The sequence below is a fragment of the Auritidibacter ignavus genome, assembly GCF_003703835.1.
GTDB lineage: Bacteria > Actinomycetota > Actinomycetes > Actinomycetales > Micrococcaceae > Auritidibacter > Auritidibacter ignavus.
In genome coordinates, this window is sequence record NZ_RDQR01000004.1 from 96,640 (window position 1) to 113,144 (window position 16,505).

Consider the following 16,505-nt stretch of genomic DNA (forward strand, 5'->3'; position numbering starts at 1 on the left):
TTCTTTCTCGAGGGTGTGGACCGGGTGGGGCTATTACCACTGCAGATCGAGCATGGCCACGTTGAGTCCGGAGCCAACACCCATGCACAACACAGAATCGCCGGGGCTCAGCATGTCTTTTTCCCGGGCCAAGGTCACCGGTAGCGCGGCGGGTCCGATATTGCCCAAATCCGGGAACGTGACCGGGATCTTGTCTGGGTCAATCCCGGCGGCCTGAATAATGGCGTTGGTGTGCTGGGAGGAGACCTGGTGGGTGATGTAGCGGTCGGCCTCGGACCACTTCCATGCCGGGTCGGCGTCGTTCCAGGCAGCCATGACCAGGTCGAGACCATTGGCTAGCAGAGCCGCGGAGTCGGTGCTCATGCCCTTATGGTCTCCGGCGCACAAATGGTTGAACTCGGTACCTGCCCGGGTGACGCTGTGCAGGATGCGGTGCCCCTCGGGGTGACGGTCGCTCGGCCCAATAACCGCAGCGGCGGCCCCTGATCCCAGGGTCAGGGTGGCGAATTGGGAGAGGAAGGCATCGCGGTTGGTGGCTTCGTGTACCTTGGAAGCATCTTCTCCGGCAACGACCACCACCTAGTCCACTTGTCCTGAATCAATCATGGTCGCGGCCAACCCCATCCCGTTGACAAATCCCAGGCAGGCGTTGGTGATGTCAAAGTTCATGGCCGAGCTCGGCAGTCCCATTTTGTCGTGAACCACCACGGACACCGCTGGTTCCAGGTGGGTGCGGATGACCGAGGTGTTGATCAAAAGCCCCACCTGGTCTGGGGTAGGGCACGATGACGCGGAGACTTCAGTTTCGCGGAACCAGGTCTGGGGCAATCGCGATGATAGGGTTCGCGACGACCGCTCGCCTAGCCATGTCTTCTTACTCTATCGGTCACGAAGAAGTTGACGGCATTTGGCCTTAATGAAAGCCTGTTAGTTTTCTTACACCCCGCACAGCGTCAGGGCTGCCGGGACAATCAACAGGCAGGCTGCCAGGGTGATGATCAGGGCTTGTTGCCAACCGGGTAGAGGGGGGCGGCTGGAGAGGAGCCGTTTGAGTCGTACCGCGGTTACCGAGGTAGTGCGGTCGGCCGGCTGGTCCGAGGAGAGGGGTTTGGCGATGGTATGTGGGGAGTCGTGGCTGGCAACCATGGCCATAGACCGGATTAAGGTCGCGCGATCGATGCGCGCCAGAGCTGCATCATCGGCAAGCATCTCGGTGAGCGTGGTCACCGCAATCCGTGAGGTCTCGGTGGCGACCAGCCAGGATGCCGCCCGGTGCCAGGCCTCAAACCCCACCCGCAATAGGTCGTGACGCTGACGCAAATGGGCCTTTTCATGTTCGATCACCGCTGACAATTCGGCCTCGGTTAGTCGCTCCATCAATCCCTGAGAGATCACGGTATACGAGCCGGACAGTGCGGGAATGCAGTAGGCCAGCGGGTGCTCGGAGGGGAGCAACAAAGTGGTGACGCCACCGGAATTGCGTTGGTATGGGGTCAGGGTCTCAGAGGCCGTGGGGTCGTGGATGACTTCGGAGAGTAACTGCACCGTCTCGCGGTGGCGACGACGCTCCAGGGTGGTTCGCCATGCGGAGTACACCAGGCTCAGCACCAGATGTACGCCGATGGCGACTGCCAGGGTTCCAGCCACGATCTCTAGCCCACCCCAGCGTGGGTCGAGGTGGAGAGCGAATAAACCGTGGTTGGTGATCGCCTCGAATATTTCTGTCCCGGCAGGGATGAGCCCGGAGCCGAATTTGCGGACTGCATAGAGCAAGGGTGCTGAAATCAGGGCTAGACCGCCACCGAGCCCCACCGCTTGCCATAAAATCATCGCTGCCACGGGAGCGCGAGCAGGCCACTGGGCGCGCCCCAGAAGCACAGGTACGGGCCAGGCCAATAGCACGGCCACGAGGGCGAGAAGAATGGGGGCCATAACAACGTGGGTCGAGAATGCGACGAATGGGCGGACGGCGTTGCGGTTAAGGGACTGAGCCCCTCTAGTTTACTGACTGAGTGATTCGTCGCGAGCATTCAGGATGCTCCGAAGAGTCGCGAGTTCCTCAGAGTTAATGGAGCCCACAAATTGAGCAAGCACCGCTTGACGATCTGGCGCCTGGTTGAGGACCTCGTGCAAAACATCAGCGGTGTGGGCTTCCCGGGTTGCTCGGGCGGTGAAGGTGTGCGGACGCTGTTGCTGGTCCTTATTCACAAAACCTTTTTTCGTCAGCCGGGTCAGCACCGTCAGGATCGTGGTGATCGCCGGAGTATTCTTGGTGGAGCCGGTACGCTGCTCTAATCGCTCGCGTAAGTCATTAGCGGTCATCGGCGCAGAGGAATCCCACAGCAGATTCATGACGGCTTGTTCCAGCTGTCCTAATGAACCAGTGTTCATACTCTGTACTCCTTGGGGCTGACGGTCACGGTAGTAGATTTATTCTACGCATTGTAGAAGTTTCGGTGCACTATGACGACATAGTGGCCTGATGCCATATCCACGACCGTTGCTCTCGGGTGCTTTTCACGGGGCGCGCCTGCTTGATCTGCGTCATACGCTACCGGGGCACCGTGTGTTGACCTCAGTCTAGGCGAATTTTCTACAACGTGTAGAAATCTTTTCTACGCAGCGTAGAAAAGTGGTTATGATGGTGGTAGCTTATCCGGCGATCAAGCGTTGTACGGAGTGAGTCTCACTGCGAGCATCGTGTCGTATCACCGTTTGAGCCTCGAGTTTGAGGCCTTGGCGACAGGGTTTTGACCGAGGTCGACCACAGCCGAACTCGACCCATCTCTTGCATTCGTCGGCGCGTTAGGCGCTCGTGAGGAAGGAATCCTGATGGATCCACTTGAGGTAGCCCGGTGGCAATTCGGTATCACGACCGTTTACCACTTCCTGATGGTTCCATTGACAATCGGCCTCGGTATTGTGCTGGTGTCAATGCAGACCATGTGGCATCGCACCGGTAAAGAACACTATTTACGCATGACGAAGTTCTGGGGCAAGATCTTTTTGATCAACTTCATCATGGGTGTAGCCACCGGTATTGTCCAGGAGTTCCAGTTCGGAATGGCCTGGAGCGAATACTCCCGGTTCGTTGGCGACGTTTTCGGTGCCCCGCTGGCCATGGAAGCTCTGATCGCATTCTTCTTGGAATCGGTCTTCCTCGGTATCTGGATTTTCGGCTGGGGCAGAATTTCCCCTCGTTTGCATTTAGCGACTCTGTGGGCCGCGGTGATTGGTTCGGTGGTGTCGGCCTATTTCATTCTGGCCGCAAACGCCTTCATGCAGCACCCAGTCGGCATTGAATACGCCGATGGTCGAGCTCAGATGATCGATATCTGGGCCGTGCTAACTAACCCCACCTTGTTGGTGCACTTCCCCCATACCATTTTCGGCGCCCTGTCCGTGGCCGGCTCCATGCTTTTCGGTGTGGCCTGGTACCACCTGTGGAAGCGTCGCAAAGACGGTATCGACTCCGTCAACACCAACGGCGAAGTGATCATTGGTGCCACCGGCTCCAAAGCTCGTGACGGTATTGACCATACCGTGTGGCGGACCTCGTTCCGCTGGGGTGGTTGGATCGCCCTGGGTGCCTTCCTAGGCACGGCCTTTACCGGTCACGCTCAAGCTCAAATGATGATCGAACAGCAACCGATGAAAATGGCAGCCGCTGAAGCTGCCTGCCACGACGGGACCGGTTTCTCGGTGCTGACGGTCGGAGATATTTCCAATACCGACGGAGCCACCACCTGTGATGACGTGGTGGGCGTCTTTGAGATTCCGGGCCTGCTGTCCTACCTGGCCTACGGCGACTTCAACACCGACGTCCCCGGTGTGAACACCCTGATCCCGATTTATGAAGAAAACTTCGGTACCCACCTGCCCGACGACCCCATGTACGGTGAACGTGCCGGGTCAGAGATTGAGTACCTGCCGGTCATGGAAGTCACCTACTGGGGCTTCCGGCTGATGATCACCTTTGGTGGTCTGGCGGCCTTGGCAGCCGCTATTGGACTCTTCCTGGGGCGCAAGGGCACCGTGCCGCAAACTCCGTGGCTGATGCACGCCGCCTGGCTGTCGATCCTGGCACCGTTTGGCGCCAACGCGGCCGGTTGGATCTTCACGGAAATGGGGCGTCAACCCTTCACGGTCGCCCCCAACCCCGACCCCACCGGAGTGGATCAGGTCTGGCAGTTTACCGCTGCCGCGGTGTCACCGGGAGTCGACGGGCGTGAGATTTTGTTCTCGCTGATCGTCCTCACTCTGGTTTATGCGGTGTTGCTGGTGGTCGAAGTGGTTCTGTTGGTCCGTTACATCCGCGGTGGTGTGCCGGCAGGTATGCCGGAGCTGACTGCAGATGAAGAAAACGACGGGGATGACCAGAACAAAGATTCCTCTGATGTTCTGTCCTTCGCGTACTAAATGAGAGAACCCAGTAGAGAAAGGTAATCACGCCATCATGGAATTTCTTCCCACCCTGTGGTTCATCCTCATTGCAGTGCTCTGGACCGGATACCTCGTGCTTGAGGGTTTCGACCTCGGTGTCGGAATGCTCATGAAGTTCTGGGCTCGCAACGAGTCCCAACGTCGTGTGTTGCTGAACACGATTGGCCCCGTGTGGGACGGCAACGAAGTGTGGTTGATCACCGCCGGTGGCGCCACCTTCGCGGCTTTCCCAATGTGGTACGCCTCGTTGTTCTCAACCCTCTACATCCCGCTGACCCTGGCCCTGCTGGGGCTCATCTTCCGCGCGGTCGCGATCGAGTATCGGGGCAAAGCCCACACCACACGAGTGCGTAACTTGTGGGATTGGGCACTGTGTCTCGGGTCGTTGACGGCAGCCTTCTGTGTCGGGGCGATGCTGGCCATCACCACCACCGGTCTGCCACTGAATGAGAACGGTGACCGAGTGGGTCACGCCTTCGTCTGGCTGAACTCTTGGGCTGTGATCGGCGGACTGGCCGTGGTTGGTTTCGCCTTGGCTCAGGGATGGGCCTTCCTCGGCCTGAAGACCATGGGCGCTCCACGAGCAGCCGCCAAACGCCACCTGTCCCGGTGGCTGTGGGTCTACCTGTTACCGATGGCCGGCTGGGCTGTCGGTGTCCTGATCCTCTACCCGAAGGTGATGCCGTGGATCCTGCTTGTTGTCGCCGTGGCAGGCATGATTGCCGCACTGGTTTTTGCGGCCCAGGAACGTGAAGGTTGGGCCTTCTTTGGGATGACGGTCTTCGTTGCCGCCGGTGTGGCAGCGATCTTCTGGGCGCTGTACCCCAATGTGTTGCCCTCTACGCTCAACGACGCGTGGAACCTTACCGTCAACAACGCCTCCTCCTCGGATTACACGTTGACCGTGATGGCCGTGGTCGCAGCGATCTTCGTGCCGATCGTTTTGGCGTACAGTAGCTGGAGTTACTGGGTGTTCCGCAAGCGGATCGCCGAAACCCATATCCCTGAATCCAAGGTCGTGACTCCGGTCTGAAACCAGAACTACCAACCTCTGCGACAGGACGCCGTGCTCTGATAGGGCTCGGCGTCCTCGCCGTGGTGAAAGCTCTCGGATGGATCCTGATTGCCATCGGGATCGCCCGAGGCATCTCGCAGCTGGCTGCCTCACTGCCCACCCAGGACGCAGCCCAACTCATTGACCTCTTCTTCAATCCTCCGGCCACCTCACCGGGCATCGTCGAATCACTAGCCCAAGCTGCCTTCACAGCCGAATTCCTCGCTCCCGTGGTGACTGGCTTCGGGGGAGCGGTGTTGCGCGGTGTCGCCGTCTGGGGCCAACAGGTGTTGGCCTCCCGGGCCGCGCTGGGCGAAAAAGAATATTTGCGCGCCCAGCTGGTCACTCATCGGCTCAACGCCGCCGGCGAACACGCCGATCGAGCCGGCGAAGACGCGGTACTGGCCTCCAAAGGTCTCGATGGGTTGGATAAGTACTACACCGAGTTCCTGCCGGCCCTACTTTCCGCCCTGGTCATTCCCGTTCTGCTTGGCGGCTGGATTCTGCTACACGACTGGGTTTCGGCACTCATTTTGGTCATCACTGTGCCCCTGATCCCGGTCTTTATGATCCTGATCGGTCGGTATACCGAATCCCGGGTCGATGACGCCACCGCGGGGCTCAATCGGCTCTCGCATCACTTATTAGAGCTCGCCCGCGGTCTGCCCGTGCTCGTTGGGTTGCGCCGTGCTGGGGTGCAGCGGAAGTCCTTGGCGACGGTGTCAGAAAAATACCAACGCACCACCATGTCCACCCTACGAGCCGCGTTTATGTCCAGCCTGGCTCTGGAACTCATCGCGACCCTGTCGGTGGCGGTGATCGCGGTGTTGATCGGGGTGCGTCTGGTCTACGGGGGACTAGAACTCAACGTGGGCCTGATGGTGCTCACCCTGGCCGCGGAAGTATATTTGCCCTTCCGTGATGTTGGCTCTGCCTTCCACTCTTCCGAAGACGGTGTGGACGCCCTGCGACGCGCTCGCGAACAGATCAACCAGCCCGAAGCCAAAACCCTCGCCGAATCCCTGCGGGCTGAGTCAACCTATGAAACGGGCACTGTCTCCATCGACAACCTCAGCATTGCCTACCGCTCCTTCACCGAAATCACAGCGGAAAAACTCCCCGATATTCGGGCGCTCCACCACGATGACCCACGACGGGCCAAAGTGCTGGCCCACAAGAACCATGCGGGCCCGACCCATCGGATGCAGGTGTTAGACCCGGTGGTCACCGGGTTGAGTTTGAGCTTGGCACCGGGAGAAATCACCGTGTTCGGTTCGGCCTCGGGGACCGGAAAATCTACGGTGCTCAACGCCTTGGCCGGAGTACTCACCGAGGCCGAAGCAGAATTCCGTGGCAGGGTGAGCGGCCTCGATGAGCTCCATGTGGCCTGGTTGGCCCAGCACCCCAATTTCAGTGAACCCACCGTGGCCGAGGAATTGGAGTTCTATGTCCGACTGGACCGCCCTGAGGCCACCGCCGATACCGTCGAGTCCTTGGTGGCTCACGCCTTGGCTACGAGCGGGCTGGTCGACTATCAATCCCGCATCGTCAACGATCTCAGCCCCGGGGAGCGCCGGCGCCTGGGCTTCGCCCGCGTGGTCATCCGGTTACTCGCCGCCGGTGACGACGCCCGTGGCTGGCTACTGATACTGGATGAGCCCACCGCCCACTTGGATCCAGCCTCCGCTGACGCCGTCCGGGAGACGCTGGCCACGCTGAGACAACGACGTCTCCCTAAAGCGACCGATCGCACGCACCACGTCGGCGAGACACCACTGCTTCCACCGATCACGATGGTGGTGGCCTCCCACGATCCCGAAGTGCACCACCTGGCCGACCATTTGGTGGACGGTGCCAGGGTGACGACCGATGCCACGACCGTTCAGACCGTGACACACGCTGCGACCACACCGGTAGCAGATACCGTGTCTGCCGGTGCACGAATCACCGACCAGGCGGAGCATAGCGCTACCACGCCCCAGAGGTCTTCCCCAGACCACCACAGGGCGCACCAGCCACACGACACCGAGAACCACCGGCTCAACCTGGGACAGTGGTTCCGGTTCTTGCCGTTGAACCGCGGAAAATTCCTGGCCGGAGTCTTTTGGTCGGCCGCTGCCGTGCTTTCCGCCGCGCTCCTATCGGCCCTGTCCGGATGGCTCATTGTGCAGGCCTCTTACCAGCCCCCGATCCTCTATTTGCTGGCCATCATTGTCGCGGTTCGCTTCTTTGGCATCGGCCGGGCCGTGTTTCGTTACGCCGAACGCTTGGCGGTCCACGACGCGGTGCTGTCCTGGGCTGATGACTTGCGCCTGAAGATTTGGGACGCTCTAGGCTCCCAGGCGCAACAGTGGACCCGACTGACCCGCACCGGTGGCGCCCTGTCGGTGCTGATCTCTGACGTTGACGAACTGCGCGATGCAGTTCCGCGCGTTATCGTCCCCATTCCTGCCGCTGTGATCGCGTGGTTGGCGACGCTGGGGATAACCATGTACTTCGCCCCCGGAGCCTGGTGGCCCGCCCTGGTTGCCGGACTTTTCGGCATCGTCGTCATCCCGGGCTTGGTTGCTCTCAGCGATGCGCGGTCGACGGCGATCCTGGCCGATCACCGCACCCAGGTGATGTCGCAAACCTCCCGACTGTTGACAGCGGCCGCAGATTTGGCCGGCAATGGGGGCGCAACGGTGGCCTCGGAACGCTTTGCCCGCTGGGATCTCCACCACCAGCGCCCCTTGAAACGCCATTCGATGGTTGCCGGCCTCGGCCAGGGGCTATCCTCATTGGTCTCCGGCTGGGCCGCCATCCAGATCATGTGGGAATGCGTCCAACACGGCATCAACGCCCCTCATACCGCGCTGGTGGTGATGATGATGCTCGCCCTCGCCGAGCCCTTCGGACTGTTGAACCAAGGGGTTCAAGAGTTCTCAATTCTCCGCCGGCAACTGCAGAAGATCGGTCCATTACTGCAGACCTCGCAGACCGCCACTGGTGGTTGGGTGCAGGTCGAGGCAGTGCCCACCCCACCGGCGACTGACGACGTGGCTGAACAGAAGCGCGCCCACCATCGCGATGTGGTCGTCAGCGCGGTGGAGGTTGACCAGATTGACGTGGCTTATGCGCCACACGGACCGTTAGTACTGGCAGATTTGAGCTTGCAGGCCACCCGCGGTGACTTTTGTGTGGTTACCGGACCGTCAGGGTCTGGAAAGTCCACGCTGTTGGCGGTACTGCTGGGTTTCTTGCGACCACAATCCGGGCGCATGGTCCTGCATGCCACCCGGCGCACAGACGCCACCGAGTCCGGTACTGACAGCATCATCGGCCCGGAATCTGCCCTGGGCGCGATCGCCTGGTGCCCGCAGGAGGCGTATCTTTTTGACTCCACGCTACGCTCCAACCTGGCTCTGGCCCGCGACCCGGATGACCGACCCGAGGATGCCGAGCTCATCCGTGCCCTGAAAACCGTGGGACTGGCCGACTGGCTCGAGGTGGCCCCGAACGGGCTCGACACTCGACTGGGCCCCTCCGGACATTTTGTCTCCGGCGGTCAACGTCAACGCATCGCTGTCGCCCGGGCTCTCATCGCTCGTGCTGACGTCGTGCTCTTGGATGAACCCACTGCACACCTAGGTGCCGATGAAGCAGCGCACCTCGTAGCGGATCTCAAGAGGGCCTTGGCTGATCGAACCGTGGTGATGGTCACCCACGATTCCCGATTCGCCACCGCTGGAAACCAGGCGGTGACGCTGGGTTAGCCGGTGCGTGGGCAGGGGCTAGAACAATCCTTCCGGTTGCTGGTCGGATGGTTCGGACGGTGCCGACGCGCTGTTTACGGTCACCGGTGAGCTGGCGGTCCCCACGGTCTCTACGGCCGAATCCAATAGCACACCGGAGGCATCCCGGTCACTGTGCTCAGTGGGCAGGTTCCGAGCCGTACCACCGCTGGTACTACCGCGCGGATCGCTTCCGGCCCAGGCGAGTTTCAGCCCGGTCTCGCCACGTAGCATCCGGTGAGCGCGCACGCCCCTGGTCGCCCGGCCTTTGGCCGGGAACTGACTGAGCAGGCTACGCTTAGCTGACCCCACCGCGCCTAACAGGTCTTCCTCTGCCTCGGTGACGGTCACCACCTCCGCCTGCTCGGTTGCGACAGCCGGTATGACGCCCAGGGCAATGACCTCATCCTCCTCGGAGAGCTTGATGCCGGCCACCCCACCGGCGTGGCGCCCTTGAGGGCGCACCTTGCTGGCTTCAAACCGCAAGAGCTGTGCTTGGGCGGTGATTAACACGATCGTGTCGTCGTCACGGTCGGCCACGGCGACTGCCACCACCTGATCGTTGGTCTTTAGGCTAATGGCATCAAATTCGTCCTGGTTCAACGGCCACTCATCCCGCACCCGCTTGATGACACCCTGGCGGGTCGCCAGTGCCAGCACCTTATTGAGTGGCACCAGGCCGACGAGGTCTTCTCGGTCCGGTAAGGGAAGGAACTGCGAGACCTTCACCGCATCGGTCATTGTCGGCGATTCGGTAGGTTGACTGAGCACCGGTACATCGACCGTATTGAATCGAATAATCCGCCCCGTGGAGGTCACCGCGCCCACTTCGCCGCGGGCGGTGGTCGCGACCACCGACTGGAAGACATCATGGCGTTTCCGTCGCCCGGCGGCCACGAGCGGGGTTCGATCCACAGTGCGCACCAGCTGACCAGAGGTCGACAAAATTACCCAGCACGGGTCATCGGCGATCATCATCGCCGAGGCAGCTTTCTCCGGGGACTTCTTCGCCTGGGCGGTCGAGGGGACCGGCGCCAATTCCTCGGACTTCAGCAAGGTTGTGCGGCGCGGGTCGGAGAAACTCTCTGCGATCTGCCCCAGCTCGTCCGAGACAGTTTCGCGGAGCTTGTCATCAGAAGCCAGAATCGCTTCCAGTTCGGCGATCGCTGCCGTAAGCTCTGCCTGTTCAGATTCGAGTTCGATCCGGGAGAACTTTGTCAGCTGTCGTAGTCGCAACTGCAGAATATGGTCGGCTTGTACCTCGGTGAGGTCAAAGACCATCATTAGTCGTGACCGGGCCGTTGCAGCGTCATCGCAGGAGCGGATGATCTCAATAACCTCGTCAATATCGACGAGTGCCAACAGTAGTCCCTGGACCAAATGCAGCCGGTCCCGGCGTTTGCCTAACCGGTATTCGGTGCGCCGACGCACCACGGTGAGTCGGTGGTGTACATAGACGTGAAGCAGTTCTTTTAGTCCCAGCGTGCGCGGCTGGCCATCGACGAGGGCCACGTTATTGATCCCGAAGGATTCCTCCAACGGAGTGTGCTTATACAGCTGAGCCAACACTGCCTGCGGATTGAACCCGGACTTCAGCTCAATGACCATCCGTAGCCCGTGATGCCGGTCGGTGAGATCCACCACGTCGGCCACGCCGGTGACTTTTTTGTTATTGACCGCGTCCTTGACCTTATCGATCACCTTTTCCGGCCCCACCCCGTAGGGGAGGGCGGTGATCACCAAACCGGTCCGGCGAGCACTGACCTGCTCCACGGTGATGCTGGCCCGCATCTTGAACGAGCCACGGCCGGTTTCATAGGCCTCTTTAATGCCCTCCAGCCCCACGATCTTGCCACCCGAGGGCAGGTCCGGGCCGGGCACAAACTTCATCAACGCGGCGGTATCGGCCTCAGGGTGGGCCAGCAGGTGTTGGGCGGCAGCAATAACCTCACCTAAGTGGTGGGGTGGCATATTGGTGGCCATCCCCACCGCAATACCGGAGGCGCCGTTGACCAACAGGTTCGGAAAGGCCGCTGGCAACACCGAGGGCTGGAAGATCTGATTATCGTAGTTGGGCTCAAACTCTACGGTGTCTTCACCAATATCGGCGGTCATCGCCACCGCGGCCCGGGTCATCTTCGCCTCGGTGTACCGAGAGGCCGCTGGACCGTCATCGACCGAGCCGAAGTTCCCGTGACCATCCACCAGTGGCAGGCGCATATTAAAGTCCTGAGCCAACCGCACCATTGCGTCATAAATGGCCCCATCACCGTGCGGGTGGAGCTTACCCATCACTTCGCCCACCACGCGCGCCGATTTCACGTGCCCTTTCTCTGGGGTCAGCCCCATCTGGCTCATCATGTACAGGATGCGACGTTGCACCGGTTTTAGTCCGTCCCGGGCATCGGGCAGGGCGCGAGAATAAATAACCGAATAGGCATATTCCAAAAAGGACTGTTCCATCTCGGCAGACACATCGATATCGATGATCTTCTGTTCCTGGTCCGGCACGGTTTGGGGCGCCAGCTTGCTGTCAGCGGTGGAACGCGGTGTCGACTTTTTCGCCATGGTCCTCTTCGGTCTATACTTTCGCTGATATCGGTCCAGAGTCTAAGCTGAGTCTATGGGAGAGCTCACCACAGACCGTGCATATCCAGCTCATTGGGAAGCAGATGTCGTACTCGCCGATGGTGCCACTGCCCGGATGCGCCCGGTGTCACCTCATGATGCGCAGGCGCTACAACAGATGCACCAGCATCAGTCCCAGGACTCTATCTACTTCCGCTATTTTACGTATAAGTCCTCGCTGTCAGCCAAAGAGCTCGAGCGTTTTACCGTCGTGGACTATCGCGACCGGGTCGCGTTCGTGATCTTGCACGGCGACGAACTGCTTGGCATTGGCCGATATGATCGCTTGCCCAACTCCTATGACGCCGAGGTTGCCTTCAATATCGCCGACCGGCACTCCGGTCGCGGACTGGCCTCGATTCTGATGGAACACCTGGCCGAAGCCGCCCGCGAGAACGGGATCCGACGTTTCGTGGCCGACGTGTTGCCGGAGAACCAGAAGATGCTCTCCGTTTTCCAGGCCGCCGGCTTCGATATCAAACGCTCTTTTGAAGACGGTGTCATTGTTGTGGAATTTCCGCTGGACGAGACCGCCAAAACGCGTGCGGTCATGGAATCGCGCGAACACCGCGCCGAAGCTAAGTCCTTGGGTGAGTTGCTACGGGCCGAATCCATTGCGGTGATCGGTGCCTCGCGGGACTGGGGGTCGGTCGGTTACGCGCTGATGGAAAATATCATTGAAGGCAAGTTCACCGGACCGGTCTACGGCATCAACCCCGAAGCACTCGAGCTGGCCGGGATGATCTCGTTGGGGTCCATCGCTGAGGCTCCCGGCGATGTGGACGTCGCGGTGATCGCGGTGCCGGATCACCAGCTTGATAAGGTCATTCGTGACTGTGCGGCCAAAGGTGTGCGCGGTCTGGTGGTGGTCTCCGATCTGAGTGCCCAGGACACTTCGGCCTTAGACCGCCAGCGCCAGCTGGTCTCCTTGGCTCGCTCCTACGGGATGCGTCTGATCGGGCCCGCCTCGGCCGGAATTATTTCCACCGACCCCGAGGTTTCGCTCAACGCCTCGGTGGCTGCGGCGATGCCCAAACGTGGCTCCATCGGACTGTTCTCCCAATCGGCTGCGCTCAGCGCTAATCTCTACACCGAATCCAGCCGACGTGGCATCGGGGTCTCCTCGGTGATTTCGGCCGGGAACCGTGCCGATGTGTCCGGTAACGATGCGATGCAATACTTCGAAGACGATCCCTACACCTCAGCGGTGGGTATTTATCTGGAATCCTTCGGTAATCCGCGGAAGTTCTCCCGTATCGGACGGCGTCTCTCGCGGAAGAAACCGGTGGTGCTGGCCAGTTCACCGGCCATGGGACGCCGGTTGCCTCCCGGTCACTCCACCCGTACCACCCAGGCTCCGCTGGGCACCGTGGAATCGATGCTGGACCAGGCCGGGGTGATTCAGACCAACTCCACCGCCCACATGATGGACGTCCTCCAGGTGCTGGCCTGTCAGCCGGTCCCTGGTGGCGACCGGCTCGGCGTGATCGGCAATGCGGTTGCTATCAATGAGCTAGTTGCCGAATCGGCCGAAATGCAGGGTCTGAAGGTTACTCGCCGGGACGCGGTGTCGGGACTGCCCGAAGACCATACCGTCGAGCAGGCTTTCGGTGCCTTCTCCGAGGCCATTGAACAGGCCGTGGAATCGCAACAGGTCGATACCGTACTGGTCTGCGTGCAGTCAGCCATGACTCAGTTGCCTGGCGATGCCCGAGAATTGGCCAATCAACTCGGTGAGATCGCTGCCGACACTGATGTTACCGTGCTGGCCTGCTTTACCGCGGTGCTGGACCAGGCCTTTACCCCGACCGGCGTTTTCGGTGCGGGCACCTACCGGGAACGCACCGAAGCTGAAGCCGCGGAAGAAATCACACTGTCGGCCCAGCACGGACTACCGGTCTTCAGTACTCCGGAAAGCGCGCTGAAAGTCATTGCCCAGCTGACTCGCTACCAGGCTTGGCGGGACGCCGATCAGGGCAAAGAACTCGAATACTCTGATCTTGATCGGCACCGTGCCGTTGATCTGGTCACCGAATGGGCCCAAGAAGCCGTCGGCACCGACCTGCTGGCTCTGGATCAGCACCAAACCGCCGAGCTGTTGGCGTGCTACGGGATCTCGGTGTTGGAATCCCGGGGATTTAGTACCGCAGACGAAGCTGTGGCCGCTGCTGAAGAACTTGGCTTCCCGGTCGCCCTAAAAGCCGTGGACGCCAATCTGCGCCACCGCTTGGATCTTGGCGGGGTGCGCCTGAATATTGTCGATGCTGAATCACTGCGAGGCAATGTCGCCCAAATGCGTGAGGTGCTCACCCGCTACGGTAGCCCTGAACTCGAGGTGCAATCGATGGCACCGGCCGGTCAAGGTTGCACGGTTGTGGCCGTGGAAGACCCGCTGTTGGGACCGGTGGTGTCCTTCGGGATCTCCGGTGACGCCGTAGAACTCCTCCACGACTGGGTGCATATGGTGCCACCGCTAACCAGCGCAGATCTGGAACGGATGGTGCGCACCCCGCGGGCGGCCGCCAAACTCTTTGGCTACGGTGGGCTTCGTCCGGCCGATATTCACGGGGTGAAAGAAGTACTCGGACGGCTGTCGATCTTGGCCCATGACTTACCCCAGGTGGTGCGGGTGCGGTTCTCGCCACTATTGGCCTCCGAAGACAACGTCAGCGTGCTCCAAGCAGAAGTCCAGCTGGCCAACGCAGCTCGCCGGACCGACTCAGCCCGCCGGGCCTTGAGCGGATGATGAGATATCCAGTAGCAGACCACCGGTTACGCTTTATGATGGGATCATGACAGACCTCTCCTCGGACATCGATACCTCGCTGTCACCCTGGTCAGACATTTACCACGCTGGGTTCTACCCCGAACTGGTGATCAGTGCGCTGTACGATCAACTCGATTCCCGTGAGATCCTCGCTTCGCTAGTCCACGTGGAGACCCACGTGGACTACAACGACCTACACCGCCACCTGACGGTCTTGGCACTGACCGACACCGCACTGGCTGCCGTGCACCTGACCGACTTCGTCGCCGAAGAATACGCAGGTGCCACCCGGGCGCAAGTGACCACCGAGATGGTCCCGCTGGATGCGCTGGACTCGGTCTCGGTCACCACCGTCCACGACCAGCCGGCCACGTGGACCCCGGACCTGCCGGTGGCTGAGGTGACCCTGAGCGTGTTGTGGCGTGGCAATCAGCGCCTGGAGCTGGTCCCGGCAGTCTGCCCGGATCCCGACTGTTCTGCCGACCACGGGGTGACCGGAACCAGTACACCAGAAGATCTTGCTCTGCGGGTCGCTGCCGAAGCCGAGGGCCAACAGGCTGTGGACCAGGCCCTGGCCTTTGCCCGCACCCTGCGGACCACCTTTTTGACCGCTCGGGACCAGCATCGCTGATGATCGATCGTCATACGCACTACCCCCAGTCTCCGGGGATCTGGGACGTTGTTCCGGCCCTGCTGAATTCGCTGAGGCCCTCGTCTGATGCCCAGCCGGTCGCGACGACGAGCCTGCAGCTTCCCCAGGCTGGGTCTGGCATGGTGATTCTGGTCGACGGGCTAGGAATCCGCCAGCTGGTGGCCTACTCTTCCTACGCTCCCACCTTGCGCCAGATGCTCACCCGCCAAGGAGATCACGCTGCTGCTACCGGTGGTGCCCCAACCGAAATCTCTACGGTGTTACCCACCACCACGGCGAGCGCTTTGACTTCGATGGCCACAGGGTTGTTACCCGGCCGACACGGACTAGTGGGCTATGACAGTTTCGACCCGGATCGTGGCCAGGTTATTAACCAGCTGGGCAACTGGGACCCGGAGGTTAATCCCGAACAATGGCAACCCCATCCCACACTTTTTGAGAGTGTGCAGGCACCGCTGGAGGCCGTCACGGTCTCCTTGCCGGAGTTTGCTGACAGCGGGCTGACCCGGGCTGGTTTGCGCGGTCCGCGCTTTGTGGGGGCACGGTCCCTGGGAGCCCGCTTTCATAAGGCGTTGACGGAGTTGCAACGACCCGGCGCGCTTGTCTACCTGTATATCCCGGAACTGGATAAAGCAGGGCACCGTCACGGGGTCGGTTCTGCCGAATGGATTGAGGTACTGGAAGCGATCGATAGTCACATGCGTCGGCTACGCAGAAAACTATCGACGATCGGCCACCCGGTGAACGTGCTCCTGACGGCCGACCACGGTATGGTCACCATTGCCCCGGCAGACCGGTTGGACACCCGAGAACATTCCGAACTCTACGACGGCGTGCTGCACACGGCCGGGGAACCTCGCTTTTTCCAGTTGTATTTCGCTCCCGAGGCCGACGACAGTCACCGGCGCGAGATCCAGCAACGGTGGGAGAAAATCTATGGCGAAGTAGCCATCGTCATTAGTCGCGACCGAGCAGAACACGACGGCTGGTTCGGGCCCTTAGAACCCCGGGTGGTGCCCCGTATTGGAGACCTGCTGGTGGTAGCCCAGAGCGATATCGCACTCTACGACTCACTCCGGGCTTCAGCGATGTCCTGGGAGATGTGGGGCCACCACGGATCGACCACCGACGATGAACGCCTGGTGCCACTGCTGGTGATCGACTGAGAAATCTCACAACGAGCGGAGG

Annotated in this window: 9 protein-coding genes and 1 pseudogene; 6 read left to right on the plus strand and 4 right to left on the minus strand. The window is 60.8% G+C overall.

Features of this window, described 5'->3' with window-relative positions; all coding sequences use genetic code 11:
- Window positions 1–33: 33 nt before the first annotated feature.
- The 3 genes and pseudogenes from DYI20_RS03720 to DYI20_RS03730 form a co-directional block, all read right to left on the minus strand.
- Window positions 34–771, minus strand: a pseudogene (locus DYI20_RS03720) (3-oxoacyl-ACP synthase III); the annotation flags it as partial.
- A gap of 165 nt (window positions 772–936) precedes the next feature.
- The gene (locus DYI20_RS03725) at window positions 937–1,932 is read right to left on the minus strand and encodes a M56 family metallopeptidase (RefSeq protein ID WP_110100464.1); all 996 of its coding nucleotides are present in this window, start codon (window positions 1,930–1,932) and stop codon (window positions 937–939) included.
- Window positions 1,933–2,001: 69 nt separating this feature from the next.
- Window positions 2,002–2,391 carry a BlaI/MecI/CopY family transcriptional regulator gene (locus tag DYI20_RS03730; protein WP_110100465.1) on the minus strand — a complete coding sequence of 130 codons (390 nt, stop codon included), beginning with the start codon at window positions 2,389–2,391 and terminating at the stop codon, window positions 2,002–2,004.
- Window positions 2,392–2,832: 441 nt separating this feature from the next.
- On the opposite strand from DYI20_RS03730, the gene DYI20_RS03735 reads away from it, so the two are divergent.
- The 3 genes from DYI20_RS03735 to cydC all read left to right on the plus strand — a co-directional run bounded on the left by DYI20_RS03735 (window position 2,833) and on the right by cydC (window position 9,252).
- Window positions 2,833–4,419, plus strand: a complete 1,587-nt coding sequence (locus tag DYI20_RS03735) for a cytochrome ubiquinol oxidase subunit I (RefSeq protein WP_110100466.1) — start codon at window positions 2,833–2,835, stop codon at window positions 4,417–4,419.
- 37 nt (window positions 4,420–4,456) lie between these two features.
- The gene (gene cydB, locus DYI20_RS03740) at window positions 4,457–5,476 is read left to right on the plus strand and encodes a cytochrome d ubiquinol oxidase subunit II (protein WP_110100467.1); all 1,020 of its coding nucleotides are present in this window, start codon (window positions 4,457–4,459) and stop codon (window positions 5,474–5,476) included.
- A gap of 62 nt (window positions 5,477–5,538) precedes the next feature.
- Window positions 5,539–9,252: a thiol reductant ABC exporter subunit CydC gene (gene cydC, locus DYI20_RS03745; RefSeq protein WP_122548887.1), complete on the plus strand. Its 3,714-nt coding sequence runs from the start codon at window positions 5,539–5,541 to the stop codon at window positions 9,250–9,252.
- 18 nt (window positions 9,253–9,270) lie between these two features.
- Here the strand turns inward: cydC and DYI20_RS03750 are convergent, their stop codons facing one another.
- On the minus strand, window positions 9,271–11,838 hold the full coding sequence (locus DYI20_RS03750) for a DNA gyrase/topoisomerase IV subunit A (protein WP_110100469.1): 2,568 nt from the start codon (window positions 11,836–11,838) through the stop codon (window positions 9,271–9,273).
- 55 nt (window positions 11,839–11,893) lie between these two features.
- Here DYI20_RS03750 and DYI20_RS03755 point away from each other — a divergent pair, with 55 nt between their 5' ends.
- The 3 genes from DYI20_RS03755 to DYI20_RS03765 are packed head-to-tail and all read left to right on the plus strand — an operon-like array spanning window position 11,894 to window position 16,483.
- A complete protein-coding gene (locus DYI20_RS03755; RefSeq protein ID WP_122548888.1) occupies window positions 11,894–14,644 on the plus strand; it encodes a bifunctional acetate--CoA ligase family protein/GNAT family N-acetyltransferase in 2,751 nt (916 codons plus the stop codon).
- Between the two features lie 46 nt (window positions 14,645–14,690).
- Window positions 14,691–15,296, plus strand: coding sequence for a DUF5998 family protein (locus DYI20_RS03760; protein WP_110100471.1), 606 nt, complete (start codon window positions 14,691–14,693; stop codon window positions 15,294–15,296).
- The gene (locus DYI20_RS03765) at window positions 15,296–16,483 is read left to right on the plus strand and encodes an alkaline phosphatase family protein (protein WP_110100472.1); all 1,188 of its coding nucleotides are present in this window, start codon (window positions 15,296–15,298) and stop codon (window positions 16,481–16,483) included. Before DYI20_RS03760 ends, DYI20_RS03765 begins: the two co-directional genes overlap by 1 nt.
- Window positions 16,484–16,505: the final 22 nt, after the last annotated feature.

Excerpts from the sequence above, each read along its gene's own strand:
- DYI20_RS03730 (WP_110100465.1), bottom strand. The coding sequence starts at position 2,391 with ATGAACACTGGTTCATTAGGACAGCTGGAACAAGCCGTCATGAATCTG.
- DYI20_RS03755 (WP_122548888.1), top strand. The coding sequence starts at position 11,894 with ATGGGAGAGCTCACCACAGACCGTGCATATCCAGCTCATTGGGAAGCA.
- DYI20_RS03725 (WP_110100464.1), bottom strand. The coding sequence starts at position 1,932 with ATGGCCCCCATTCTTCTCGCCCTCGTGGCCGTGCTATTGGCCTGGCCC.
- DYI20_RS03750 (WP_110100469.1), bottom strand. The coding sequence starts at position 11,838 with ATGGCGAAAAAGTCGACACCGCGTTCCACCGCTGACAGCAAGCTGGCG.
- cydB (WP_110100467.1), top strand. The coding sequence starts at position 4,457 with ATGGAATTTCTTCCCACCCTGTGGTTCATCCTCATTGCAGTGCTCTGG.
- DYI20_RS03760 (WP_110100471.1), top strand. The coding sequence starts at position 14,691 with ATGACAGACCTCTCCTCGGACATCGATACCTCGCTGTCACCCTGGTCA.
- DYI20_RS03765 (WP_110100472.1), top strand. The coding sequence starts at position 15,296 with ATGATCGATCGTCATACGCACTACCCCCAGTCTCCGGGGATCTGGGAC.
- DYI20_RS03735 (WP_110100466.1), top strand. The coding sequence starts at position 2,833 with ATGGATCCACTTGAGGTAGCCCGGTGGCAATTCGGTATCACGACCGTT.